Raw genomic sequence first — 23,063 nt, forward strand, 5'->3', positions numbered from 1 at the left:
GTATATCGGTAAATCGATCCGGGAGGTAGCCTGACCGAAAACCTTTTCCGTCCCGTCCTCTCCGTCACGCCAGAAGGAACCGCCATGCCCGCTCCGCACCGGACTTCCCTCCCCATCGCCGACGTGGTGATCGCCGACGAGTTCTGGTCCCCGCGCCGCGAGACCGTCCGCACCCGGACCATCCCCCACCAGGAGGCCCGCCTGCGCGACGGCGGCATGTTCGACGCGCTCCTCCTCAAGCCCCGCAGCCACGACGACGACGACCGCGAGCGCTTCCCGATCTTCTGGGACTCCGACGTCGCCAAGTGGATCGAGGCCGCCAGCTACGCCCTCGCCTCGCAGGCCGACCCCGAACTCGACGCGGCCGTCGACAAGGCGATCGCCCTCCTCGAAGGCGCGCAGCAAGAGGACGGCTACCTCAACAACTACTTCACCGCCGTCAAGCCCGGGCAGCGCTTCACCGATCTCGGCGACGCGCACGAGCTCTACTGCGCCGGGCACCTCATCGAAGCCGGCGTCGCCCACTACGAGGCCACCGGCAAGACCGGCCTGCTCGACATCGTCCGCCGCTACGCCGACCTCATCGACCGCGAGTTCGGCCCCGGCGGCTCCTGCGAAGGCGGCTACGACGGCCACCAGGAGATCGAACTCGCCCTCGTCAAGCTCTACCGCGCCACCGGCGAACGCCGCTACCTCGACCTCTCCCTGCGCTTCATCGACAACCGCGGCACCAAGCCGTTCTACTTCGACGTCGAAGGCGAGCGCCGCGGCCGCGCCGGCTACTTCGCCGGCCGCGAGGACCGCCCCTTCACCCCGCGCGACCAGCGCGGCCGCGAGTACGCCCAGTCCCACGCGCCGGTGCGCGAGCAGGACGCCGTCGTCGGCCACGCGGTGCGCGCCATGTACCAGTACTCCGCCATGGCCGACCTCGCCCTCGAACTCGGCGACGACGGCCTGCGCGAGGCCTGCGAGCGCCTCTGGGACGACCTGGTCGCCACCAAGCTCTACGTCACCGGCGGCATCGGCTCCGACCCCTCCATCGAAGGCTTCGGCAAGCCCTACGACCTTCCCGACCACACCGGCTACGCCGAGACCTGCGCCGCGATCGGACTCGTCTTCTGGGCGCAGCGCATGATGATCCTGACCGGCGAGGCCAAGTACGTCGACGTCCTCGAGCGCGCCCTCTACAACGGCGTCCTCTCCGGGGCCTCCGCCGACGGCACCAAGTACTTCTACGGCAACCCGCTCGCCAGCGACGGCACCGTCGAACGCAGCGACTGGTTCGACTGCGCCTGCTGCCCGCCCAACCTCGCCCGGCTCCTCACCTCCCTGGAGCAGTACGTCTACACCGCCGACGCCGAAGGCCTGTGGGTCAACCTCTTCGTCACCGGCTCGGCCCGCTTCGCCCACGCCGGGCAGCGCGTCACCGTCGCCCAGGAGAGCGGCTACCCCTGGGACGGCGGCATCGCGTTCACCGTCACCGAAGCCGAAGCGCCCCTTCCCATGACGCTGCGCCTGCGCCTGCCCGCATGGGCCAACGGCGCCGCGCGGATCAGCGTCAACGGCACCGTCCTGCCGTATGCCGCCGACAGGGGCTACGCGGTCCTCGACCGCACCTGGGCCGCCGGCGACCGCGTCGAGCTCCACCTCCCCATGGACCCGACCCTGGTCCGCGCCGACCCCCGCGTGCGCTCCGCCGCGGGCAAGGTCGCGTTCCAGCGCGGCCCGATCGTCCACTGCGTCGAGGAGGTCGACAACGCCGCCGCCGTGCCGCGCCTGATCGTCTCCCGCAGCGGGGAACTCCGCACCGAGCACGCCGAGGGCCAGGACGCGATCATCGCCGAAGGCCTGGTCGACGGCCCCGCCCCGGACGGCCTCTACAGCACCGAGGCCCCCGCGGCCGAGCCCACCGCGATCCGCACCGTGCCGTACTTCGCGTGGGCGAACCGCGGCAAGGGCACCATGGCCGTCTGGGTCCGCGAGACGCCCTAGGTGTGATGTCCGGTGAACCAGTGCGGCCGTTATCCGGCCCGTTCGCCCGCTCGCTGCGTTGTCGGGGCCTCTGCATACAACACCGGTATGCAGAGGCCCCTCCGCCTTCCGAGCGAACGAACGGACTCGGATACCGACTCGCCCCGGTTCACCGGACAGGCCCTACCGGTTCGCCGGCGCCTTGTCGGTGCCGTGTGGCAGCCTGGCCGCATGGCTTACGACGAGGCGCTGGCCGACCGGGTGCGCGAGATCATGGACAACCGGCCGTACGTCACCGAGATGCGGATGTTCGGCGGGCTGGGCTGGCTCGCGCACGGCAACATGGCCGCCGCCGCGCTGGGCGGCGGCGGCGCGATGGTGCGGGTCGACAAGGACGAGTACGACGACCTGCTCCAGGAGCCCGGCGTGGAGGCGATGGTCATGAAGGACCGCCCGATGCGCGGCTGGATCCGCCTCGACGCCGACCTGTGCGCTTCCGCGGACTCGCTGCGCCCGTGGGTCGAGCGCGGCCTGGCGTACGCGGAGTCCTTGCCCCGCAAGTGAGCTAGCGGCCCGGCGAGAGCGGCAGCGGGAGCCGCTTGAGGCTCCCCGCCGTGAACAGCGCGGCGGGCCGCCCGCCGTCGCGCGCGGTGGTCTCGCCGGTGGGCCGCAGGAAGTCCTCGATGCGGGTGACCTTGCGGTGGAAGTTCCCGGGGTCCAGTTTGGTCTCCCAGACGATCTCGTAGACGCGCCGCAGTTCGGCGATGGTGAACTCCTCGCGGCAGAACGCGGTCGCGGCCGTGGTGTACTCGAGCTGGCGCCGCGCGTGCTCGACCGCGTGCTCGAGGATCTCGACGTGGTCGAACGCCAAGGGCTCCTTGAGGGCCCGGTCCACGGGCAGCCACTGGGTGGAGGCCGCGTCGCCGCCCGCGCGCGACTCGCCGGGGTTCGGCACGAGCGCGGTGAAGGCGACGCTGACGACCCTCCGGCGCGGGTCCCGGTCGGGCTCGGAGTAGACCCCGATGCTGTCGAGCCTCGACGCGGACTTCGGGATCCCGGTCTCCTCGAACAGCTCCCTCGCGGCCGCGCGCTCGACGGTCTCGTCCGGTTCGACGAACCCGCCCGGCAGGGCCAACTGCCCTTTGAACGGCGGGTTGGCGCGCCTGATGAGCAGGACCGAGAGGGCGCCGTCGCGGATCGTCAGGATCGCCACGTCGGCCGCGACGAAGCTGTGCGGGTTCATGCTGTCGCTCATGGTGAATCCCCTTTTTGACATCTTGACAATTATCGGCGGCGCGATATACGCTCGTTCTTGTTGTTGAATCAACAATAACTGATCCGAGCGCGGCTGCGAACACCGCACGCGGCCCCCACCCGCAATTGGAGGCGCCATGACCGACCTGCCGACCGCCGTCCTCGCCACCCCGATCGACATCGAGCGCCGCGCGGTGCTCGACCTCCTCCCCGGGCACGAGTTCACCGACCACGAGATCGGCGGCGTCGTCTACCGCGAGACCGAGTACGAAGGCCCCCAAGGCGTCTGGCGGCTCGTCCTCGCCATGACCGGACGCGGCAACGAGCGCGCCGCCGCCGCGGTCGAGCACGCCGTCGCCACCTGGCGCCCCCAGATCCTCGTCCTCTGCGGCATCGCCGGAGGCCTCCGCGACGCCCGCGTCGGCGACGTCGTCGCCGCCACCCACGTCTACGGCTACGAGGCCGGCCAGGACACCGACACCGGCCTCCTCCCGCGCCCCGCCTCCGTCTCCACCTCGTTCCCGCTCCACCAGCGCGCCCAGCTGATCGCGGACGACGCCGCCTGGGCCGAGGGCCTCGAGGCCGCCCCGCGGGTCTTCCACCGCCCGATCGCCTCAGGTTCGAAGGTCATCACCGGCAACGCCGCCGCCTCCGCCGAGCACATCAAGCGCCACTCCGGCGACGCCCAAGCCGTCGACACCGAGAGCTTCGGCGCCATGACCGCCGCCGACCGCCGGCGCAGCGTCGAGGCGATCGCCGTCCGCGGCGTCTCCGACCTCCTGGGCGACAAGACCAAAGAAGCGGACAAGCACCGCCAGCCCCTGGCCGCCCGCAACGCGGCCGCCTTCGCCCTCGCCCTCATCGCCCGCTCCAAGCCCGCGCAGGCCGAGATCCGGCCCCTCGCCGGCGGCAAGAGCAACACCTACATAGGCGCCGTCGGCAACGGCGCCAACGCCAACATCGCCGCCATGGGCGACCGCGCCCGCGGCCGCATCCGCATCGATTACAGGAAGTGATTCCGCCCCGCTCCACATGAGAAAGGCGACACCCCCATGTCGACCCCGCCGTCTCCCCAGTCCCCGACCCCGTTCGCGTCGACCCGGCCGCCCGCGCCACCCGTCGCGGCCCCGCCGGGATTCCCGCCGGCGTCCGTGCCGCGCCATCGCAAGAACTCCGCGACCCAGCACCTCTGCGCGGCCGCCTACCTCGACCGGGACTTCCGCAACGGCATCGTCGACGAAGTGGTCGACCGCCACGACCGGGCGATCGCCCCGAACCCGGGCACCGACGCGGTGCCGATCCTGCGGCACATCGGCAGCGCCCGCTCGATCGACCTCGCCCAGCAGGGCATCCTCGCGGTGCTCTTCCTGCTCCTGCTCTGCCTGTTCTTCGCGGCCTCGTTCTTCCTGGCCGCCACGTTGTGCGTCTGGGCGCTGATCGGACTCCCCGTGCTCCTCGCCGAGGCCCGGTCGACCATGCCCACCGGCACCATCGCGGCGTCGGTGGTGACCACGTTCAACTGGGTGCGCGTCGCCCTCGTCGCCGTGGCGGTCCTGGCCGTCCTGTTCCTCGTCACCGCGCTTTTGCCGATGATCCTGGCGGGCATGCTCGTCGGCGAGCAGTTCGGCGGCCTCGCCGTCCAGGAGACCGGCCAGGCGGGCAGCGCGTCGGTCGCCGCGACCGCAAGGAGCACCGCCCCGGTCGGCGTGCTCATCTTCTTCCTGCTCGCCCTCGCCTCCGTTCCCGCCGTCTGCGGCGGGATGCGCGCCCACCGCCTCATGTCCATTCCGGAGGAGCTCGAACCGGCCGGGACGGTGGACGCCAGGACCCTGTTCATCGGTATGGCGCAGCATTCGCCCGTGGTCACCTACCACTCCAGCCGGGTGCCGTTCGTCGGCTCCGGCTTCCCGCTCGCCACCTGGCAGCTCGCGATGACCCTGCACCCGGCGGACGCCGCAGCCGAAGGCGGGACGGCGATGACCGTCGACCCGGTCGGCCTCAACCGCAGCGTCAAATCCCGGATCGAGCAGCTGGGCGCGGACTCCCCGATCACGAAGCGCCTGCCCGGCCTCGCCCTGACCGATCACGTCTACGTCTCCGGCCGGGACACCGCCACACTGGTGTCCTACCCCAACGAACTGCGCCGGTCCGGCTATCCCTTCGAGACCGTCGAGGAGGTCCAGTCCGACCCCACGACCCCCGTGCGGCACTACCTGCGCTGCACGATCGACTCGTGGGGCGGCGAGCTCATCACCACCGTGTTCCTCCACTGCGCCCTGCAGGGCGAGACCCTGTACGTCGAGTTCACCAGTTGCGTGCTCCCGCCGACGCCGGAGCGGTACCACGTGTTCGGCAACGGCGTCTCCAAGGAGCACGCGGTCTTCCTGGGCGTCGTGCGCGGCATCGCCGCGCTCCCGTACGAACTGCTGCGCAGCCCGTTCGACACCGTCCGCGAGCTCGCGCGCCGCGCCTCCGCGGCGACGCGAGGCGACTCGAAGGTCGGCGCGGGGGACCACGGCGCGATCGCGGGCGTCCGCGAGTTCGGCACCGACGGCATCGGGCACAACTACTTCCAGTACCGCGACTCGGTCAAGTACATCGAGATCCTGGAACGCCAGATCCTCGACGCCCTCCTGGACTACCTGCGCGCGAACAACGTCGATGTGAGCGAACTCGACGAGCGCGCCAACACCATCGTCAACAACGGCGTCATCAACTACGGCAAGCTCCAGACCGGCGCCGCGGGCGCCGGTTCCTCAGGCAAGGTCGGGTCGATCGGGGAAGGCAGCCGCGGCTCGGTGAACTGACCCCGATTCGGGCGAACCGGCACGTCAGACGCGGCGTCCCCATATAGTCCTTTGCGGAATCACGGCTCGCGGCCGCTGACCGGTGGCTGCGCCACGACCGGCAAAGGAGCGACATGAACGTGAACGACAAGCACGACAACCGGTTCCACAAGACCCGCCGCTCGCTGTCCCGCAGCGCGATCGCGGCCGCGGTGCCGCTCGGGATGCTCGCCGTCCTGGCGGCGGCGCCCGCGCAGGCCCTTCCCGACGGCGCTCCGGACGCCCCCGCCGGACTGCCGGACCCCGCGGCGGGCCTGACGCCGGTGAGCGTGCCGATCGACTCCGACGGCGCGCACATCGCGCTGGCGAGCCCGACGGAGGCCGGCGAGACCTACAGCACCGGTCCCCTCGAGGGCCGCCTCAACGCCCTGGTGGACGCGAACGCCGCCAACGCGATGATCGCCGGTGGAGCCATGTACAACGAGGTCGGCCTCGAAGGCGATTTCGGCGAGGTCCGCGTCAACGGGCACCACTCGGCCGACGGCTCGGCCGACCCGGTCGCCGAGAAGGACGGCGAAGGCTGCGTGCTCGAATTCGAGTTCGAGCACCTGCCCGGCGCCCAGGAGGAGGGCTCGGTGACGCTCCGGACCGCGCCGCTCGAATTCACCGAGATCCAGGACCCGGGCGCCGAGGCCTTCCCGCCGGTCGACCAGATGTACCGGCTGCGGGAACCGGTGCAGCTCTTCGAGGTCGACGGATCGGACGAGCCGTTCGGCACCATCGAGGAGTTCGACGTGATCGTCAACGGCACTGAGGTGCCCTCGGCGACGTAGCCCATGCCCCCCGGGGCCGCCGGATCCCCGGGTCCGGCGGCCCCGGGCCGCATCGCAGGCCGACAATCTTGGGATCGATACCAAAAACATCGGTGATCGATGCAACCGCTCCCATGCCCTCGCGCGTTCACAGTTCGGCAACGTCGTTTGACGCGGATCCCCCTGCCGCGCAGCGTGTCTGCGGCAACCCGCTCCGTAGTCGACTGGAGTGGGAGCCTGAGCCAATGAAAGGAACGCAACGATGCGAAAGCGAATCGCCGCCGTCCTGGCGGCCTTCTCCCTTTCCCTGCTGACCGTCCTGGGGATCGCCTCCCCGGCCGCGGCCGCCGACGAGATCAACTACGCCGTGGACGCCGACTGGACCGGTTCCTGCACGGACCGCCGCTCCACCCCGAACGTCGACGGCTGCTTCCAGTCCAACGGCGACGACCTGTGGGTCAAGGACAACGTGGCCAACAACTACAGCGTCAAACTCCGCTGGTACGACCAGGACGGCACCCGCTCCGGCCAGTGCATCGACAACCTCGGCCAGGCCAAGGCCTGGACCTACTGCAACAAGGACTTCCCCGAGAACCACACCTTCAGGTGGTCCCTCTGCTGGGACTCCGCCAACGGATGGGACTGCACCGACTGGTACAGCAGCGAATCCTGAGCAGACTACGCCGCGCCGGCCCGCACTGGCCGGCGTGACGTGCACCAGGGCCGGCCCATCCCCGGGGATGGGCCGGCCCGCCTCGTTCGACCATCCGAAGCGTCAGCCGTGCCAGCGCCGCCACAGGGCCGCGTAGGCCCCGCCCTGCTCGAGGAGTTCGTCGTGGGAGCCGAGTTCGGTGATGCGGCCCTGCTCGACGACGGCGACGCGGTCGGCGTCGTGGGCGGTGTTGAGGCGGTGGGCGATGCTGACGACCGTGCGGCCCTGGAGGATGCGGTTGAGGCCCTGCTCGATGTCGCTGGCGGCGTTGGGGCTCAGCATCGAGGTGGCCTCGTCGAGGACGATCACCTCGGGCGCGGCGAGGATGACGCGGGCGAGCGCGACCTGCTGCACCTCGGCCGGCGTCAGGGCGTGGTCCCGGCCGCCGACCACGGTGTCCAGGCCGTCGTCGAGGCGGTCCGCGAGGTCCCCGGCGCCGACCACCGAGAGGGCCTCCCGCAACTGGTCGTCGGTCGCCCCGGGCGCGCCCAGGCGCAGGTTCGAGCCCAGCGTGTCGTTGAAGAGGTGGTACTCCTGGGTCGCCAGGATCACGAAGCGCCGCAGCAGGGTCTCGTCGATCTCGCGCGTCTCCGCGCCGCCGACCCGGACGGCGCCCTCGTCGGGCTGGTGGACGCCCGCCATCAGACGCGCCAATGTGGACTTCCCGGCGCCCGTCGGGCCGACCAGGGCCAGCCGCTCGCCGCGGCGCAGCGCGAAGTCGACGTCCTTGAGGACCGGCTTCCCGGGCGTGTAGCCGAAGGTCGCGCCCTTGAGCTCGATGATCTCGTCCGCCTCGCGGCGCGGTCGCGCGTCCCCGCCAGCGGACTCGACGCCGCGCACGCCGATGAGCCGCGACAGCGACACCATGCCGCTCTGCACCCATTCGAGCGAGAGGATCATCTCGATCGCCGGGGCCACCGCGAGTTGCATGATGAGCACGACCGTGGTCGTCTGCGCGATCGTCAAGTACCCGTTCGCAGTGAGCACGCCGCCGAGCAGCAGCGCGGTGAAGCACGGCAGGAACGCCGAGAAGTCCAGCACCGGGAACAGCGTGCCGCGCAGCCGCATCGACCGCACCTGCGCGCCGAACAGGCGGTCGATCGCGCGGTCGGTGTGCGCGACGCGGCGCGACTGCCAGCCGAGCGCCTCGACCGTCTTCACGCCGTCGATGGTCTCGGCCACCGCCGAGGTCAGCTCGGCCTTCGCGGCCTGCACGTCGTGGAAGACGTTGAACGCCCGCTTGAAGTACCAGCGCAGCACCAGGATCATCGGCGGCACCGCGATCAGGATCGCCGCGCCGAGCACCGGCGAGACCCAGAACGCGCCCGCCACGTACACGAGCACCGTGATCATCCCGGTGAAGAACTGCGGCGCGGCCTGCACCAGGGAATGCTGCACCTGGCTCACGTCGAGGCTGGTGCGGGACAAGAGCTCGCCGGTCCCGGCCGCCTCGACCTGGCCCGGCGGGAGGGCCAGCGTGCGCTCCATGAACTCCTCGCGCACGTCGGCCACGATCTGCTCCGAGAGCACCGCCAGGTTCCGGTAGGAGGCCCACGTCAGGCCCGCCTGCGCGAGCACGGCGGCGAGGATCAGCGGCAGCTGCCACCGCAGGTCCGAGCCCGGGTCGCCCGCGCCGCCGCGCGCCCAGGCCGCGAACGCGTCGGTCATCAGGCCCACGATGTACGGCGTCGACATGCCCGCGAGGGCCGCGCCGATCGTCAGGGCCACGATGAGGCCGAACCGCGCGCGGTGGCGGCCGATCAGCTCGCGCAGGTACCGGCGCGTCTCGGCAGGGGTCGCGATGGGGAGCGTCGCGCGGCTCATCGGGTGACCGCCTCTCGGTACTCGGCTTGGAGCAGCAGGTCCGCGTGCGTGCCGGAGACGAGTCCGCCCCCGAGGAACTGGACCCGGTCGCACACCGCCAGCAGCTGCGGTGAGTTGGTGAGGATCGCGGTGGTCCGGCCCGCCCGGTGCCGGGCGAGGCGCGCGGCGATGCGGGCCTCGGTCTGGGCGTCGCACGCGCTGGCCGGGTCGTCGAGGACGAGGATCTCGGGGTCGGCGAGGAGCGCGCGGGCGAGGATGAGGCGCTGGCGCTCGCCGCCGGAGAAGTTCCGGCCCCGTTCGCCCGCGACGGTGCCGAGGTCGAACCCGGAGGTCGGCACCTCCTCGCTCTCGAGGAGCGAGGGGTCGACGCCGACGATGTCGACCGCCGAGGCGGTGTGCAGCGCCCGCATGATCTCGGCGTCCGAGCGGGTCCCGTCCACGTCGAGCTGCTCGCGCAGCGGCCCGCTGAAGAGCTGCGCGCGGGCCTCGAGGAGGTGGAGGTGCCGCCGCACGGTCGCGGTACCGAAGGCGTCCAAGGGGATCGAGCCGATGCGGGCGCTCTCGCCGGTCTCGCTGTAGCCGCTGAGCCGGTCGAGGAGTTCGGTCGCGCCCTTGCCGTCCCCGGTGACGATCCCGGTGATGAGGCCCGGTTCGAGGGTGACGCCGCTGGCCGGGTCGTGCAGGGCCTCGCCTGCGGGCCAAGGGGTCCCGTCCTCCGGTTCGGGCTCGGGGTGCTCGGCTTGGAGCTTCTGGAACCGGCCCGAGGCGACGATGGCCCGGGTCAAGGCGTCGACGCCCTGGATCGTGTACCCGAGCGGGCGCGTGAGGGCCACGAGGTACCCGAAGAGCGCCACGAACTCGCCGGCCGTGATGGTGCCGTTCAAGGTCATCTCCGCGCCCATCCACAGGACGAGCACGAGCAGCGTCCCCGGCAGCGCGAGGCGCGCGAACTCGAGCCCGGCCGCGGTGCGCCGCACCCGCACCCCGGCGCGGCGGGACGCCTGCGAAGCGGTCTTGTACCGGTCGGTGAAGTGCGCCTCGCCGCCGATGCCGCGCAGCACGCGCAGGCCCGCGACCGCGTCGGTGCCGATGCCGGTCTGCTCGCCGATGCGGGCGCGGAACTCGCGGCCGCGCTCCTCGAGCCGCAGGAACAGCGGCCGCAGGAGCATGAACATGGCCGGGACGCCGATCCCGGCGGCGAGCACGAACCACCACGAGAGCGTCGCGAGGATCGAGAGGGCGAGGATGAACGCGAGGAGCGCGGAGGCCAAGCGGCCGAACATCATCGAGACCGAGCTGAGCGCGTGCGCGTCGGCGGCGGAGATCGCCACGAGCTCGCCCGCGTCGGCCCGCGACCTGATGCGGGAGCCGACCGCGACGACCGTGTCAACGAGCCGCCGCTGGACCCGGAAGTCGGTGTCCATGGCCGTGTACATCATGTGGTAGAAGCTCGCCACGCCCGTCACGGTGGCGACGGCGATGCAGGCCATGAGCCCTGCCGACCACCAGTAGAGCGCGGTGCGGTCGCCCGCGACGAGGCCTTCGTCGACCGCGCGTCCGACCACATAGGGCACGAACTGCTGGCCGCCGAGGAACGCGAACGAGACGAGCGTGCTCATCGCGAGCATCCGCCACTGCGAGCGGAAGAGCCAGCCGATGACGGCGACGGCGGGTCGGGGGTGTGCGAGCGGCCCGCCGGGGTCGCGCGGGGGAGTGAAACGTGCCATCTGCAGGTTCCTTCGCTATGGGGGCTGCGCCGAAGAACGCTACCGGCCGCCCATGCCGCTCCCAAACCCTTTTTTCGCCCCTTGGACGATGTGCCGGGCGCGCCCGCGGCGCAGTGCTAAAGCGCTGGCGCCGCCGCGCCCGGTCCGCGGATACTGTCCCGATGCCTCAGGACACCGCCTATCACGGCGCGCTCGGCGTCGCTTTCGCCGCCCACTCCGCGACCGGGGCGTACAACGCCTACATCGACCGGCCCGCGATGCTCGAGCTCGCCGGGGACGTCGCGGGGCAGCGGCTCCTCGACGTCGGCTGCGGCGCCGGCCATTACGCCGCCGCGCTCCTCGAACGCGGGGCCGAGGTCGTGGGGATCGACGGCAGCGCCGAACTCCTCGCCGCCGCGAAAGAGCAGGTCGGCGACCGGGCCGAGCTGCGGCTGCACGACCTGGAGCGGCCGCTCGACTTCGCGCCCGACGCCTCGTTCGACCTCGCGCTGAGCGCACTCGTCGTCCACCACCTGCGAGACCGCCCCGGTCTGCTCGGCGAGGTCTTCCGCGTCCTCAGGCCGGGCGGGCGCTTCCTCGTATCGACCACGCACCCGGCCGCCGACTGGAAGCACTTCGGCGGCTCCTACTTCGCCGACGACTGGGTCGACCTGCACGTCGGTGCCGGTCTGCCGCCGATCCACTTCCAGCGCAACACGGTCGAAGGCTTCATCGGCGAACTGCTCGAAGCGGGTTTCGTCCTCGAGCGACTGACCGAACCGCGCCCGGTCCCCGCCCTGGAGGCCGTCGACGCGGAGGCGTTCGCGAAGCTCAACGCCCGGCCGTCGTTCCTCGCCGTGGCGCTGCGCCGACCTTAGTCGGCGAGCCCGGCGTCGTGGACGAGGAGCGCGAGCTGCACGCGGTTGTTCAGCCCCAGCTTGCTCAGCGCGGCCGAGACGTGCGTCTTCACCGTGGGCACGCTGAGGTGCAGGGCCGCCGCGATCTCCGCGTTCGAGCTGCCGCGGCCCACCTCGACGGCGACCTCGGTCTCGCGGTTGTTCAACGCGCCCAAGCGCTCCCTGGCCTCGCCGCGCTTGTCCGCGGGCGCGCCGCCCGCGACGATGCCGATGAGCCGCCGCGTCACCTCGGGCGAGAGCACCGGCTCGCCCGCCGCGACCCGGCGCACGGCCGCGACGATGCCGGCGGGCGGCGTGTCCTTGAGCAGGAACCCGCCCGCCCCGGCGCGCAGCGCCCGCCGCACGTGCCCGTCGGCCTCGAACGCGGTGAGCACCAGGACTTCCGGCGCGTTCGGGGCCGCGCGCAGCCGCTCGGTCGCGGTCAGCCCGTCGATCCCGGGCATGTGCAGGTCCATGAGCACCACGTCGGGGCGCAGCCGCGCCACGAGCCCGGGCACGTCCGTGCCGCTGCCGGCCTCGCCGACCACGTCGAGGTCCCCGGCCCCGCCGAGGATCAGGCGCAGTCCGGCGCGCACCAGCGGATCGTCGTCCACGACCAGGATCTTCACGGGCTCGCTCATGCGGTCCAGGGTAGCCACGCGTGCACCCGCCAGCCGCCGTCGGCCGCCGGCCCGTACTCCAGCCGCCCGCCCGCGAGCGCGGCCCGCTCCTCGAGCCCGATGAGGCCGTGCCCCGAACCGGGACCGGTGTCCCGGCCCGGTCCGCTGCGCACGGTCACCGCCAGGCCCTCGTCGGCCCGACCCTCCACAGTGACCTCGACCGGTGCGTCCTCGGCGTGCTTGCGCGCGTTCGTCAACGCCTCCTGCACGATCCGGTACGCCGTGCGCCCGGTCCGCTCGGGCACCTCGCCCTCGACGTCGGCGGTCAGCTCGATCCGCATCCCCGGGCGGGCCTCGTCGACGAGGGCCTGCAGGTCCGCCATCGTCGGCTGCGGCAGCTCGCCGATCGGGGCGCGCAGGATCGCGATGATCTCGCGCAGATCCCGCATCGCCAGCTGGGACTGCTCCCGCACGACCCCCGCCGCGCGCGTCAGCTCCTCGGCGGGCGCGTCGGGCCGGTACTCCATGCCGCCCGCGTGCAGGCTCAGCAGCGACAGCCGGTGCCCGAGCATGTCGTGCAGCTCCCTGGCGAGCTCGTCGCGCGCCCGCTGCCGAGCCCGCTCCCGCTCGTCCCGCTCCGCTTGGGCCGCACGGGCCTCCAGTTGGCGCCGGTACCGCACGAACAAGCCCCAGCCCGCGGCGGCCGCGTAGACGACGAACGCGAACGCGAGGCCGCCGAGCAGTCCCAGCTCCTCGGGCCGCAGGAGGCTGTACACGACCGCGGCGGCGAGCGCGCCCGCGTACACGCACGCCGCGGTGCGCAGCGGCCGCCGCACGACCACCGAGAACAGCATCACGAGCAGCGGGAACGCGATCGTCTCCGCGTACGTGGAGGCGACGACGAGCGCCACGGCCGCCTGCGTCGGCCAGCGCCTCCGCAGCCACAGCAGCGGCAGCGCGAGCAGCCCTGTGAGCATGTCCACGTCGAACAGCCAAGGGGGCGAGGGCATCTCGGCGTTCATGCGTTCCCCGGCGAGGTACATCCAGAAGAACACGCCGACCGCGAGCACGCCCAGGTCCACCGCCAGGCCGCGCGCCCCGCGCCGCTCTCGTCCGCCGCTCATGGGCCCGAACCTATCCGCCCCCCCGCCCGCGCGGCGAGCCTCCCCGCCCGATCCGATACTTTCGTCGGCCCGTGCGCTCCCTCGGTCGCGCCGCGCGCCCGCGACGCGATGCCTTCGGCGGGCCGATCGCGACCGAGCACCGATGCGCCGCCGCCGCCCGCGCCCATAGCGTCGAAGGCATGGCAACCACCACCTCCCTCGCGGCCCCGCCGCGCGTCGGCCGGGTCCGGCTCGCGCTCGCGGCCGCCCTCCTCGTGTTCTCGCCGATCGCGGCCGAAAGCCTGGTCGGCTACGACGACACCACCGGGAACGTCCTGGCGCTCCTCGCCGGCCTGCTCGTCTTCGTCCCGCTGTACGGCGCCCCCGCGGTGCTCCTGCGCGAGGCCGCCCGCCGCTTCGGCCTCGGCTGGGGCGGCGTCCTCGCGATCGCCGCCGCGCTCGGGGTCGTCCAGGCCGGGATCATCGACCAGTCGATGTTCTCCACTGACTACCGGGGCATCGACTACTGGCAGGACCTGGTCGGGCCGACCTGGATCCCCGCGCTCGGCATCGCCGCGTCCTCCACCCTCACATTCGTCTTCGGGCACATGGTGATGAGCTTCGCCGCGCCGATCGCGCTCGTCGAGGGCATTGGCGCGCGATCCGCTGACCGGCCGTGGCTGCGGCCCTTCGGCCTCGCCGTCATGGCCCTGCTCTACCTTGCCGGGGCCTGGACGGTCCTCGACTGGCACTACGAGACCGAGACCGACCACGCCTCCGCCGGGCAGCTCATCGGCGCCGGCGCGGTGGCGCTGGCCCTCATCGCGGGCGCGTTCCTGTTCGGGCGCAGGAAGGCCGATCGCGTCGAGCGCCGCATCCCTCCCTTGTGGTCGCTCATCGCCGGGTCGGCTCTCGTGGTGTTCGCGTTCGGCATGTACGAGACCTGGACCTGGGTCGCCCTCTCCCTGGCCCTGCTGTGCGCCTCAGGCTTCGGCATCGCGTACTTCGCGCGCTCGACCGCGTGGGGCCGCCGCCAGGTCGCCGCGCTCGCGGTCGGCGCGCTGCTCTCGCAGGCCGTCACCGGCTTCCTGGCGGTGCCGCTCGGCGACGTGGACCCGGTCGCGAAGTACGGGCACAACACCGCCGCCGTGCTCCTCGTCGTCATCCTCGGCTGGTGGGCGCTGCGCCGCACCCGCTGAATCCGTTGCGGGAGGGCGCAGACTGCGCGACGCTGGGTGCATGGACACGGAGCTCACCGACGGCACGGTCACGCTCCTCCCGCTCGGGCCCGCCGACTTCGAGGCGCACTACGCGGGGGAGGACGAGGAGATGGTGCGCTGGCTCAGCGGCGACCCCGCCACCCCCGAGGGCCTGCGCGACTACCTCGACTGCTGCGCCCGCTGGTGGCGCGCGGGCGGGCCCTTCCACAACTTCGGCATCCGCGTCCTCCCCGACCTGCCCCTCGCCGGCACCCTCGACGTCCAGACCGGCCTCTACTACCTGCGCGACCGCCAGGCCAACCTCGCCTACGGCCTCTACCCGCCCTGGCGCGGCCGGGGCCTCGCCACCCGCGCGGTGCGCCTCGCCTGCGGCTACGCGGCCACGATCGGCTGCACGGAGGCGGTCATCCGCTGCGAACCCGAGAACACCCGCTCAGCTGCGGTCGCCGCCCGCGCCGGTTTCACGTTCCTCCAGCGCCGCAGCGAACCCGACGGCCGGGTCCTCGACTGGCACGTCCTGGACCTGCGGGCCTGACTCACTTCCCCTCGATGGCCCGCTCGAGCCGCTCGGCGAGGCCGCTGAAATCGGGGGCGTCGCCGTCCGCGAGCTTCCCGTGCAGCTCGTCGCGGAACGCGTAGCTGAACTGCGTGTACCGCTCCACTTCGGGCCGCTGGCCCGTCCCCTCGCCGGTCAGCGCCTCGTGCATCGCCTCGGCCTCGCGCCGCGGGCCGCCGACCGCTTCGCAGCCGCCGTCCTTCACCTCGTTCGCCACCTGCGCCATCGCGTCGAAGTACGGTTCGGGCCGCGCCGCGGCGAACCCGCCGCGCTCGAACAGCAGCTGCTGGCTGGTCGGGCCGGCGAGGAACTCGATCAGCGCGCGGGAGACGTGCTTGCGCTTCGAGTACGCGCTCACCGCGAGGCTCCCGCCGCCCAGCACCCCGCCCGGCATCGGCACCACGCCGACCTCGAACGGCACGTCGACGGCGGGGGCGGCCGCGAACGCCTCGCACTGCTCCAGCGTCCGGATCGCCTGCGGCCAGTGCCGCAGGAACGGGGTCAGGCCCGCCTGGAACGCGGCCAGCGACTCGTCCTCGTTGTGCTGCACCGCGGCCTGGAGCACCGTGTACTTGCCCGGCGCCACCGGCTCCCACAGGTCGTCCCAGAAGTGCCCGAGCAGGCCGACCGCCTCGGACCGCGGGCCGAAGTCGATCATGCCGTTGTCCTCGGCGACGTCGACCCCGTTGGCCAGCAGGTACTCCCAGACGTTCACCGTGAACCCCTCGTACGGGGCGAGCTGCATCGCGATGCCGCCGGTGAACGTGTTGCCCTGCTCCAGGATCCAGCCGATGGTCTGCCGCAGGTCCCCCCAGGTCCGGATCCCCTGCGCCTCCTTTTCAGTCAAGACGCCGCTGCGGTAGTCCGGACTCGACTTGGTGTCGATGTGCTTGCGGTAGTAGAGCATGCCCACGTTCGTGTTGAACGGCAGCGCGTACAGCTCGTCCTCGAACCGCCCGGCCTCCACGGGCCGCTCCAGGAAAGCGCCGGTGTCGATCCCGTCGAGCGGTTCGAGGCGCTTCGCCGCCGCGAACTCGGCCACCCAGGGGACGTCGAGCTCCACCACGTCGACGCCCGGGTCCTCGGACTGCAGCGCCGCGTGGATCGCGGTGTACTGGAGGTCGGCGATCGGCGGCAGCTCCACCATCTCGACTTGATGCGAGGGGTGCCATTCGTTCCACTGCTCGATGAGGAGCCGGCGCTGGCCGTTCGCGGTCTCGTCGCGGGAGGCGAGCAGCTGCAGCGGCCTCCCGTCGAGGTCTTCCCAGTCCCGGTCGGGCTCTCGGCGGCCGAGCCAGTAGGCGCCGCCGACCGCGCCCGCGGCCGCTGCGCCTCCGACCGCTTCGAGGAGCGTCCGCCGGGAGAGCTTCGGCCAGAACCGCCTGGTCATCGTCCGCTCCACAACTGGTTGAACAGGCCGTCGAAGGTCGCCGAGATCTGCTCCTCCTCGGCTTCGAGGCAGGTGACCCGGGGGTCCTCGTCGAGCGCGGCGAAGGTCGCCGACCGGCAGGCGGCGTCGCCGACCGCGATCAGGTACAGCGTCGCCTGGGACTCGGCGAGCCGCTGCCGCACTTCGCCCGCGGTGGTCCCGGAGCCGTCGGTGTCGGCGCCGTCGGTGATGACCACCATCGCGTTCGAGCCGTCGTCCAGACCGGCGGCGTCGAGCTCGGCGATGCCGTCGACCACGGTCTGGTGGAGGTCGACGCCCTCGCTCGTCGGCGTGGCCCGCAAGCGCTCGGCCACATCCTCGGGTGGGTCGGCGGTCATGTCGAACACCGGTTCGTGCGAGCCGGACCCCGAGACCGGGAACGTCCACAGGGCCGCCTGGTCCTGCGGGTTCACGCCGAGATAGTCCAGGGCGGTGACCACGCCGTCGGTCGCGAGTTCGAAGCGGGTCCGGCCGCCGCCCACCTCCTCGTTCATCGACCCCGAGCGGTCCACGGCGAGCAGCACGGTCGTCGCCAGGCGGCTGCGGCCGTAGTCCGCCTGCAACGCGTGGAACTCGGCGGCGCTGAGCGGATCGGACTCGGCGTCGAAGGCCGTGTCGAAGCGGTAGTCGCCGGCCAGCGCGTCGCGTTCGTAGTCCTCGCTGCGCATGCCCAGGGACTCCGGGTTCGCCCCGCCGCTCTCGCCCGCGAGCCAGGACTGCAGGTCGTCGGCCACCCGCGTCCGCCGCTCGTCCCAGGGGTCGCCGGTCCAGTCGAGGCGGACGCCCCGGTAGTCGAGCGAGCCCAGGCCGGTGCTGTACACCGGCACGAGTCCCGACCGCGTGTCGTCGGCTCCCGGGCAGTCGTCGCCGAGGGCCTTGCCGGTGTTGTAGTGCGCCAGCGCCATCTCGGTGGTGAGCACCGCCGCGTACGGGATCGCGCCTTGGGAGCGCGCGACCTCGCACAGCAGACCGGTGTCGCTGGGGGACAAGGCGATCCCGGTCGACGCGGCGGCGTCGGCGAGCCGGCTCTCGGCGAGGGCGGCCGAGCCGTGGTCGTAGAGGGCGCGGAAGAACAGCAGCCCGGTGGTGGACACGGCCGGGTCGGACCTGAGCACCGGGGTGCCGTACGCGTCGTCGAGCTCGTTGATGAGCTCGTGCAGCGGCCGGTCGGTCGTCGGGGACCCGCCGTTGAACCCCTGCGTGTCGAAGACGGCCTCCGGCACGGCCAGGACCAGCGGCGTGCGGCCGATCGGCTCGGCGTCCTTGGGCTCGAAGACCTCGTAGTTGACCCCCGAGGCCGGGTCGCCCAGCAGCTCGTCCGCGAGCTCGACCTGGGTCTGGGACTCGGCGATCCAGAAGTGGGGCCGCGGCCCGACATCGCGCAGCGCCTCGAAGGGCCGGTCCTCCTCGCCGTCCGGCGGCGGCTGCCAGCCCTGGGCCATCGCCTTCTCGGCCTCGGGCCACGGCGCGCTGTAGGCGGTCACGTTCGCCGCGCGGCACTCGCCTTCGCCGTACTCGCGGTTGAACTCGGTGATCGACTCCTGGAACCAGGCGGCCCCGTCCTCGGGGACGAGGACGGTGAGCTCCACCGGATCGCCGCAGGAGCCGAACTGCTGGTAGAAGCGCAGCACCATGGGGTGCAGGATGAAGCCGAGGAGAAAGGCGCAGGCGACCGCGACGGCGATCACGACGAAGCCGGTCGACCTCGCGGTGCGCCTGCCGTCCTTGACCGGTACGAGGCTCCACAGGAGCTGGACGATGATGATGACGATCCCGACGGCGATCAGCACGGTGCTCCACGGCTGCGGCACCGCGCCGATGAGCAGCTGGATCAGCGCCCCGAGCAGGCCGCCGATGGTCATCGCCGCCCCGCCGAGGTACACCGCCTGCGCAGGCACGGCCTTCGGGTCCGGCCCCCCTGCGGGCGGCGCGGACGCCTCGTCTTCAGTTGCCTCGGTCGTGTCGTTCCGGTCGGGTGCTGGTGCGGCCACTGGTGGCTCCGTTGCCGTGTCGCTGTGGAGTGTCGTCGGAGGGCGGTCCGGGAAGGATGCTGAACAGTATGCCGCAACCACGCTCCCATCGGGGGCGGTCGATGTCCGCACCCGTACCCCCGTCCGAACCGCGAACGTGCAGAATCAAGGCATGATCACCATCCGCCCCATCGCGCTCGACGACGCCGGGGCCATCGCCGCCCTGCGCCGCGAAGGCCGCGACTACCTCGCGCCCTGGGAGCCCGACCGGGGCGAGGCCGCGTTCACCGCCGAGGGCGTGCGCGGGGAGATCGAGGCCGCGTTCGCCCGCGCCGAGGCCGGCACCGGCCTCACCTACGCGATCGAGGACGGCGGCCGGCTCGTGGGCCAGATCTTCCTCAACTCGATCGTGCGCGGCCCCTACTTCCGCTCATGCAGCACCGGCTACTGGGTCGCCGAGTCCGCGGCCGGGCGCGGCGTCGCGACCGAGGCCGTGCGCCTCGTGAAGGACATCGCCTTCGGCGGACTCGGCCTCTCCCGCATCCAGGCCGAGACCCTCATCGACAACAAGGCCTCCCAGAAAGTGCTGGAGCGCAACGGCTTCGAGCCGATCGGCGTGGCCCCCGGCTACCTCAAGATCGCCGGGAGATGGCAGGACCACCTGCTCTTCCAGGTCCTCAACCCGGAGAGGGGCTGACATGGCGTCCAAGGTCAACTACCCCGAAATCGGCGCCACCCGCACCGGCCCGCTCCCGTCGGGGTACCGCCACCTCACGCGCACCGTCGACCTCGACGCGCCCCTCGCCGAAGCCGCCGACTTTCTCATGACCTGGCGTCTGCACGAGCGCTGCGGCCTGCACCCCGAGGCCACCGCCGACCGCGCCGCCCCCGGCGTCGAGGTGCGGCTCCGCTTCGCCGGACTCCTCCGCATACCCTGCCAAGTGGTGTGGGCCGAGGAGAGCCCCGAGTTCGCCGGCTTCGGCTACGGCACCATGCCCGGCCACCCCGAGCGCGGCGAGGCCGCGTTCATGCTCGAAGCCGTCGACGGCCGCGTCCGCTTCACCCTGCGGTCCTTCTCCGAGCCGGGCACCGCCGCCGCGCGGCTCGGCGCGCCCGTCGCCCGGTTCTTGCAGTCGCGTGCTACCGACCGGTTCGCGAACGCCATGCGCGACGCCTGCGCGCGCCCCTGACCACAGTACGTACATAACCGGCATTTCCCCCGAAAGCCGGAACCCTGAAGGCCCGGCCCGTAGATTTCGGGCTGTGGGGCGCTGACACGGAGGTGAGGACATGGACATCGCGCTGCTCGGCGTCGGCCAGCTCGGCGAGGCCGTCCTCGCCGGACTCATCGACTCCGGCCTGCCCCCCGCCCAGATCTGGGCCACCGCGCTGCCCGCCGAGCGGGCCGCCCAGCTCGCCGAGACCTACGGCGTCGAGGTCGGCACCGACAACCAGAGCGCCGTCGCCGAAGCCGACGTCGTCATCGTCGCCGTCCCGCCCGTCGCCGTCGGGCCGCTCCTCGCCGCGATCGGGCCCCACCTCGAACCGGACGCGATCGTCGTCTCCCTCGCCGCCGGCGTCCCCCTCGCCAGGCTCGCCGAGCGACTTCCCAAGGGCATCACCGCCGTCCGCGCCATGACCAACATCGCCGCCCGCGCCCGCCGCGCCGCCACCGCGCTGGCCGCGACCGAGGGCGCCGACCTGACCGAGATCGAGGACCTGTTCGACCGCATCGGCGTCACCGTGACCGCCGACGAGTCCATGATGGATATCATCTCTGCCGTCGCCGGTTCGGGTCCGGCGTTCCTGTACTACCTCGCGGACGCGATGACGGGCGCGGCCGTCGACGGCGGCATGGAGGCCGACGCCGCCCGCGTCCTGGTCGACCAGATGCTCCTCGGCGCGTGCCTGCACCTGCAGGACTCGGACGAGCCGCCCGCCGCACTCCTGGAGCGGATCGCCACGCCCGGCGGCACCACGGAGGCCGCGCTCGAATCGCTCGACGGGTCGAATGTGGACGAGGCGATCCGCGCGGCAGTGGCCGCCGCGGCCGAGCGGGGCGGGGAGCTCCCCGGGGGCTGATACGCCCTGGGGCCGCCCTCTGGTTGCCCGGGATTGAGGTGATAACTCCCTCGTTGCGCCACAAGGGATCTCGGGCCACCATGGCCGGGTGAAACATATTCGTCTCATGCTGACCGTCGCTGCTGCGATCATCGGCTCCCTCCTCGTCGTCACCCCGGCGAACGCCCAGGAAACCGTCCAGGGGACGGTTCAGGCGGACGACCCCTGGAACGGCACCATCTTCCTCACCTTCGACGACGGCCCCGGCGGCACCAACACCGACCGGATCCTCGAGGTCCTGGCCGCCAACAACGCCAAGGCCACGTTCTTCATGATCGGCCAGAACGCCCAGCGCGACCCCGCGCGGGTCGAGGCCGTCCTGGAGGCCGGCCACGCGCTCGGCAACCACACCTGGGACCACCCGGACATGACCACGCTGACCCGCGCGCAGATGGACTCGCAGATCGGCCGCTCCCAGGCCCTGCTCGAAAGCCACGGCGCAGAAGTCAACTGCTTCCGCCCGCCGTACGGCGCCTACAACAGCACCGTCGACGCGGCGACCACCGCCGCGGGCCTCAAGCGGCAGATGTGGAACGAGGACACCCGCGACTGGGCCCGCCCCGGCGTCGACGCGATCGTGAACGTCCTGCTCGGGGCCACCCCGGGTGACGTGGTCCTGATGCACGACGGCGGCGGCGACCGCTCGCAGACCGTCGCGGCGCTGGAGATCGCGCTGCCGCAGCTGATCGAGAAGGGCTACAACTTCGGCATCACCCCGAAGTGCAGCCCCGCCCCGTAGCACTTCCGCGCTCCCGGCCGTCCTCCTCGTCCTGCGACGCGAGGGGGACGGCCGCTACGTCTCCGATCGCTTGCGGCGCATGAGCAGCGCCGCGACTGCGCGGACCGCGCGCGGCGCGCCGCCGCGGTCCCGTTCCGGCGCGGTCGGCTCCGCGCTCTCCTCAGTCGCCGTCTCGCTCACGCGACGCTCCCGTCAGTCCAGGTACGGTGCGATCCGCGGGTACACCAGGTCCATCCGCACGGCCTGGTTGGGGCACCCTCCGAAGTGGTGGAGGCCCACCACGCGGCCGGTGTCGCGGCTGACCACCGGCGATCCCGACGAGCCGCCCTCGGTGTCGCACAGGTACGCGAAGTCGGTGCCGACGCCGCGCCCGCGCCGCCGCTCGTCGCCGACGAGGCACCGCGAGCCGTACCCGCCGGGTTCGGCGGAGCTCTCCGAGGCGATCCGCAGCGGCAGTCCGCCCGGGTGCTCCGGTATGAAGATCTTCTCGTGCAGTTCGACGGGTTCGGCGCTGAGCGGCAGCGCCGGCAGGTGCGCGATCAGGGCCGGGTCGGCGACGGTGAACAGCGTGAAGTCGAGCTTGTAGTCGGTGGCCAAAACCCTCGCGCCGCTCACCTTGAGCGGCGCGCGGGTCCGGCCGCCGGCGCACCTGACGCATTCGTACCCGAACTGGACCTCGGTGTCACGCGCGTCGGCGCTCGTTTCGAAGCAGTGGTTGTTGGTGAGCAGCCGGTCCGGGCCGGCGATCCAGGCGGTGCAGAACGACTCGCCCTCGATGATGATGCGCGCGACCGACCGGCTCGCGCCGTATGCGACCGGGTCGGAGTCTCTGTAGCACACGGCGTTCCGGGTGTCGTCCCGTCCGCAGATGCTCTCGGTGGGGACCGCGCTCGGGCGGCTCGCGAGCTCCGGTCCGGTGAGGCCCCGGGAGTACTCGGCGACGTGCGCGGTCGCGGTCGTGCCGTCCGCGGCGTCGTGCAGCTCCACGGCGGCGCTGTCGCCTTCGACCGAGAGCGACCACAGGCCGCCGTCCGTCACGTCGGCGGCGCCGTACACATGGGATTCGCCGCCGTCGGCGCTCGCGACGGTGAGCGTGTCGCGCGGCCCGAGCGCGACTTCGTCGAAGCGGATCTTGATGAAGGCCGCCTCGGTGTGCGTGATCGTCTGCGCCTGCCCGGGCGCGAGGTCGAGGTCGGCGGTCTCGCGCTGGGCGATCTGGTCGGACCGGTATGACGGCGTCTCGGCGGCGGCCGCGGGCGGCGCCCAGGCGAGCGCGGTGGTGAGCAGTGCGGTGGTGGTCAGTGCGATGGTGGCAGTGGTCTGCAAGGTGGAAGCTCCGGTTCC

The 23,063-nt window shown here is 72.2% G+C and carries 22 protein-coding genes; 13 read left to right on the forward strand and 9 right to left on the reverse strand.

Going from position 1 to position 23,063, the window contains the following annotated elements:
• Positions 1 to 84 precede the first annotated feature (84 nt).
• A complete protein-coding gene (locus AB0K52_RS18500; RefSeq protein WP_363533549.1) occupies positions 85 to 1,992 on the forward strand; it encodes a beta-L-arabinofuranosidase domain-containing protein in 1,908 nt (635 codons plus the stop codon).
• A 210-nt stretch (positions 1,993 to 2,202) separates the two neighbouring features.
• Positions 2,203 to 2,535: a TfoX/Sxy family protein gene (locus AB0K52_RS18505; protein ID WP_363533551.1), complete on the forward strand. Its 333-nt coding sequence runs from the start codon at positions 2,203 to 2,205 to the stop codon at positions 2,533 to 2,535.
• Position 2,536: 1 nt separating this feature from the next.
• On the opposite strand, the gene AB0K52_RS18510 is transcribed toward AB0K52_RS18505, so the two are convergent.
• On the reverse strand, positions 2,537 to 3,226 hold the full coding sequence (locus tag AB0K52_RS18510) for an NUDIX domain-containing protein (RefSeq protein ID WP_363533554.1): 690 nt from the start codon (positions 3,224 to 3,226) through the stop codon (positions 2,537 to 2,539).
• A 136-nt stretch (positions 3,227 to 3,362) separates the two neighbouring features.
• Between AB0K52_RS18510 and AB0K52_RS18515 the strand changes: the two genes are divergently transcribed.
• The 4 genes from AB0K52_RS18515 to AB0K52_RS18530 all read left to right on the forward strand — a co-directional run bounded on the left by AB0K52_RS18515 (position 3,363) and on the right by AB0K52_RS18530 (position 7,496).
• On the forward strand, positions 3,363 to 4,241 hold the full coding sequence (locus AB0K52_RS18515) for a phosphorylase (RefSeq protein ID WP_363533557.1): 879 nt from the start codon (positions 3,363 to 3,365) through the stop codon (positions 4,239 to 4,241).
• A 36-nt stretch (positions 4,242 to 4,277) separates the two neighbouring features.
• The gene (locus AB0K52_RS18520; protein ID WP_363533560.1) at positions 4,278 to 6,032 is read left to right on the forward strand and encodes a hypothetical protein; all 1,755 of its coding nucleotides are present in this window, start codon (positions 4,278 to 4,280) and stop codon (positions 6,030 to 6,032) included.
• 113 nt (positions 6,033 to 6,145) lie between these two features.
• Complete coding sequence (locus AB0K52_RS18525) at positions 6,146 to 6,844, forward strand: hypothetical protein (protein WP_363533563.1); 699 nt, start codon at positions 6,146 to 6,148, stop codon at positions 6,842 to 6,844.
• Between the two features lie 241 nt (positions 6,845 to 7,085).
• Positions 7,086 to 7,496 carry a hypothetical protein gene (locus tag AB0K52_RS18530; protein ID WP_363533566.1) on the forward strand — a complete coding sequence of 137 codons (411 nt, stop codon included), beginning with the start codon at positions 7,086 to 7,088 and terminating at the stop codon, positions 7,494 to 7,496.
• Positions 7,497 to 7,598: 102 nt separating this feature from the next.
• On the opposite strand, the gene AB0K52_RS18535 is transcribed toward AB0K52_RS18530, so the two are convergent.
• Both AB0K52_RS18535 and AB0K52_RS18540 read right to left on the reverse strand, forming a co-directional pair.
• On the reverse strand, positions 7,599 to 9,359 hold the full coding sequence (locus tag AB0K52_RS18535) for an ABC transporter ATP-binding protein (protein ID WP_363533569.1): 1,761 nt from the start codon (positions 9,357 to 9,359) through the stop codon (positions 7,599 to 7,601).
• Positions 9,356 to 11,086 (reverse strand): ABC transporter ATP-binding protein, encoded by a 1,731-nt coding sequence (locus tag AB0K52_RS18540; RefSeq protein ID WP_363533572.1) that lies wholly within the window; start codon positions 11,084 to 11,086, stop codon positions 9,356 to 9,358. Before AB0K52_RS18540 ends, AB0K52_RS18535 begins: the two co-directional genes overlap by 4 nt.
• Before the next feature lie 161 nt (positions 11,087 to 11,247).
• On the opposite strand from AB0K52_RS18540, the gene AB0K52_RS18545 reads away from it, so the two are divergent.
• A complete protein-coding gene (locus tag AB0K52_RS18545; RefSeq protein WP_363533574.1) occupies positions 11,248 to 11,943 on the forward strand; it encodes a class I SAM-dependent methyltransferase in 696 nt (231 codons plus the stop codon).
• Here the strand turns inward: AB0K52_RS18545 and AB0K52_RS18550 are convergent.
• Positions 11,940 to 12,602, reverse strand: coding sequence for a response regulator transcription factor (locus AB0K52_RS18550; protein WP_363533577.1), 663 nt, complete (start codon positions 12,600 to 12,602; stop codon positions 11,940 to 11,942). The genes AB0K52_RS18545 and AB0K52_RS18550 overlap by 4 nt on opposite strands.
• Positions 12,599 to 13,705 (reverse strand): histidine kinase, encoded by a 1,107-nt coding sequence (locus tag AB0K52_RS18555; RefSeq protein WP_363533580.1) that lies wholly within the window; start codon positions 13,703 to 13,705, stop codon positions 12,599 to 12,601. The genes AB0K52_RS18550 and AB0K52_RS18555 overlap by 4 nt, the downstream gene beginning before the upstream one ends.
• Positions 13,706 to 13,884: 179 nt before the next feature.
• On the opposite strand from AB0K52_RS18555, the gene AB0K52_RS18560 reads away from it, so the two are divergent.
• Both AB0K52_RS18560 and AB0K52_RS18565 read left to right on the forward strand, forming a co-directional pair.
• Complete coding sequence (locus AB0K52_RS18560) at positions 13,885 to 14,883, forward strand: hypothetical protein (RefSeq protein WP_363533583.1); 999 nt, start codon at positions 13,885 to 13,887, stop codon at positions 14,881 to 14,883.
• Positions 14,884 to 14,923: 40 nt separating this feature from the next.
• Positions 14,924 to 15,439 (forward strand): GNAT family N-acetyltransferase, encoded by a 516-nt coding sequence (locus AB0K52_RS18565; protein ID WP_363533586.1) that lies wholly within the window; start codon positions 14,924 to 14,926, stop codon positions 15,437 to 15,439.
• Position 15,440: 1 nt separating this feature from the next.
• On the opposite strand, the gene AB0K52_RS18570 is transcribed toward AB0K52_RS18565, so the two are convergent.
• Positions 15,441 to 16,850 carry an extracellular solute-binding protein gene (locus AB0K52_RS18570; RefSeq protein ID WP_363533589.1) on the reverse strand — a complete coding sequence of 470 codons (1,410 nt, stop codon included), beginning with the start codon at positions 16,848 to 16,850 and terminating at the stop codon, positions 15,441 to 15,443.
• Positions 16,847 to 18,880: a vWA domain-containing protein gene (locus AB0K52_RS18575; protein ID WP_363533592.1), complete on the reverse strand. Its 2,034-nt coding sequence runs from the start codon at positions 18,878 to 18,880 to the stop codon at positions 16,847 to 16,849. The genes AB0K52_RS18570 and AB0K52_RS18575 overlap by 4 nt, the downstream gene beginning before the upstream one ends.
• A 151-nt stretch (positions 18,881 to 19,031) precedes the next feature.
• On the opposite strand from AB0K52_RS18575, the gene AB0K52_RS18580 reads away from it, so the two are divergent.
• The 4 genes from AB0K52_RS18580 (at position 19,032) to AB0K52_RS18595 (ending at position 21,719) form a co-directional block, all read left to right on the forward strand.
• Positions 19,032 to 19,556 (forward strand): GNAT family protein, encoded by a 525-nt coding sequence (locus AB0K52_RS18580; RefSeq protein ID WP_363533595.1) that lies wholly within the window; start codon positions 19,032 to 19,034, stop codon positions 19,554 to 19,556.
• 1 nt (position 19,557) lies between these two features.
• Positions 19,558 to 20,049: a DUF1990 domain-containing protein gene (locus AB0K52_RS18585; protein WP_363533598.1), complete on the forward strand. Its 492-nt coding sequence runs from the start codon at positions 19,558 to 19,560 to the stop codon at positions 20,047 to 20,049.
• 100 nt (positions 20,050 to 20,149) lie between these two features.
• Positions 20,150 to 20,941, forward strand: a complete 792-nt coding sequence (proC, locus tag AB0K52_RS18590; protein WP_363533601.1) for a pyrroline-5-carboxylate reductase — start codon at positions 20,150 to 20,152, stop codon at positions 20,939 to 20,941.
• Between the two features lie 106 nt (positions 20,942 to 21,047).
• On the forward strand, positions 21,048 to 21,719 hold the full coding sequence (locus tag AB0K52_RS18595) for a polysaccharide deacetylase family protein (RefSeq protein WP_363533604.1): 672 nt from the start codon (positions 21,048 to 21,050) through the stop codon (positions 21,717 to 21,719).
• Positions 21,720 to 21,773: 54 nt separating this feature from the next.
• Here the strand turns inward: AB0K52_RS18595 and AB0K52_RS18600 are convergent, their stop codons facing one another.
• Positions 21,774 to 21,899: a hypothetical protein gene (locus AB0K52_RS18600; RefSeq protein WP_363533607.1), complete on the reverse strand. Its 126-nt coding sequence runs from the start codon at positions 21,897 to 21,899 to the stop codon at positions 21,774 to 21,776.
• A gap of 12 nt (positions 21,900 to 21,911) precedes the next feature.
• Positions 21,912 to 23,045, reverse strand: coding sequence for a serine protease (locus tag AB0K52_RS18605; RefSeq protein ID WP_363533610.1), 1,134 nt, complete (start codon positions 23,043 to 23,045; stop codon positions 21,912 to 21,914).
• Positions 23,046 to 23,063 lie beyond the last annotated feature (18 nt).

Origin of the sequence: Glycomyces sp. NPDC049804 (assembly GCF_040674615.1) — a bacterium.
GTDB classification, from domain to species: Bacteria; Actinomycetota; Actinomycetes; order Mycobacteriales; family Micromonosporaceae; genus Glycomyces; species Glycomyces niveus.

Excerpts from the sequence above, each read along its gene's own strand:
- AB0K52_RS18500 (WP_363533549.1), top strand. The coding sequence starts at position 85 with ATGCCCGCTCCGCACCGGACTTCCCTCCCCATCGCCGACGTGGTGATC.
- AB0K52_RS18505 (WP_363533551.1), top strand. The coding sequence starts at position 2,203 with ATGGCTTACGACGAGGCGCTGGCCGACCGGGTGCGCGAGATCATGGAC.
- AB0K52_RS18510 (WP_363533554.1), bottom strand. The coding sequence starts at position 3,226 with ATGAGCGACAGCATGAACCCGCACAGCTTCGTCGCGGCCGACGTGGCG.
- AB0K52_RS18515 (WP_363533557.1), top strand. The coding sequence starts at position 3,363 with ATGACCGACCTGCCGACCGCCGTCCTCGCCACCCCGATCGACATCGAG.
- AB0K52_RS18520 (WP_363533560.1), top strand. The coding sequence starts at position 4,278 with ATGTCGACCCCGCCGTCTCCCCAGTCCCCGACCCCGTTCGCGTCGACC.
- AB0K52_RS18525 (WP_363533563.1), top strand. The coding sequence starts at position 6,146 with ATGAACGTGAACGACAAGCACGACAACCGGTTCCACAAGACCCGCCGC.
- AB0K52_RS18530 (WP_363533566.1), top strand. The coding sequence starts at position 7,086 with ATGCGAAAGCGAATCGCCGCCGTCCTGGCGGCCTTCTCCCTTTCCCTG.
- AB0K52_RS18535 (WP_363533569.1), bottom strand. The coding sequence starts at position 9,359 with ATGAGCCGCGCGACGCTCCCCATCGCGACCCCTGCCGAGACGCGCCGG.
- AB0K52_RS18540 (WP_363533572.1), bottom strand. The coding sequence starts at position 11,086 with ATGGCACGTTTCACTCCCCCGCGCGACCCCGGCGGGCCGCTCGCACAC.
- AB0K52_RS18545 (WP_363533574.1), top strand. The coding sequence starts at position 11,248 with ATGCCTCAGGACACCGCCTATCACGGCGCGCTCGGCGTCGCTTTCGCC.
- AB0K52_RS18550 (WP_363533577.1), bottom strand. The coding sequence starts at position 12,602 with ATGAGCGAGCCCGTGAAGATCCTGGTCGTGGACGACGATCCGCTGGTG.
- AB0K52_RS18555 (WP_363533580.1), bottom strand. The coding sequence starts at position 13,705 with ATGAGCGGCGGACGAGAGCGGCGCGGGGCGCGCGGCCTGGCGGTGGAC.
- AB0K52_RS18560 (WP_363533583.1), top strand. The coding sequence starts at position 13,885 with ATGGCAACCACCACCTCCCTCGCGGCCCCGCCGCGCGTCGGCCGGGTC.
- AB0K52_RS18565 (WP_363533586.1), top strand. The coding sequence starts at position 14,924 with ATGGACACGGAGCTCACCGACGGCACGGTCACGCTCCTCCCGCTCGGG.
- AB0K52_RS18570 (WP_363533589.1), bottom strand. The coding sequence starts at position 16,850 with ATGACCAGGCGGTTCTGGCCGAAGCTCTCCCGGCGGACGCTCCTCGAA.
- AB0K52_RS18580 (WP_363533595.1), top strand. The coding sequence starts at position 19,032 with ATGATCACCATCCGCCCCATCGCGCTCGACGACGCCGGGGCCATCGCC.
- AB0K52_RS18585 (WP_363533598.1), top strand. The coding sequence starts at position 19,558 with ATGGCGTCCAAGGTCAACTACCCCGAAATCGGCGCCACCCGCACCGGC.
- proC (WP_363533601.1), top strand. The coding sequence starts at position 20,150 with ATGGACATCGCGCTGCTCGGCGTCGGCCAGCTCGGCGAGGCCGTCCTC.
- AB0K52_RS18595 (WP_363533604.1), top strand. The coding sequence starts at position 21,048 with ATGCTGACCGTCGCTGCTGCGATCATCGGCTCCCTCCTCGTCGTCACC.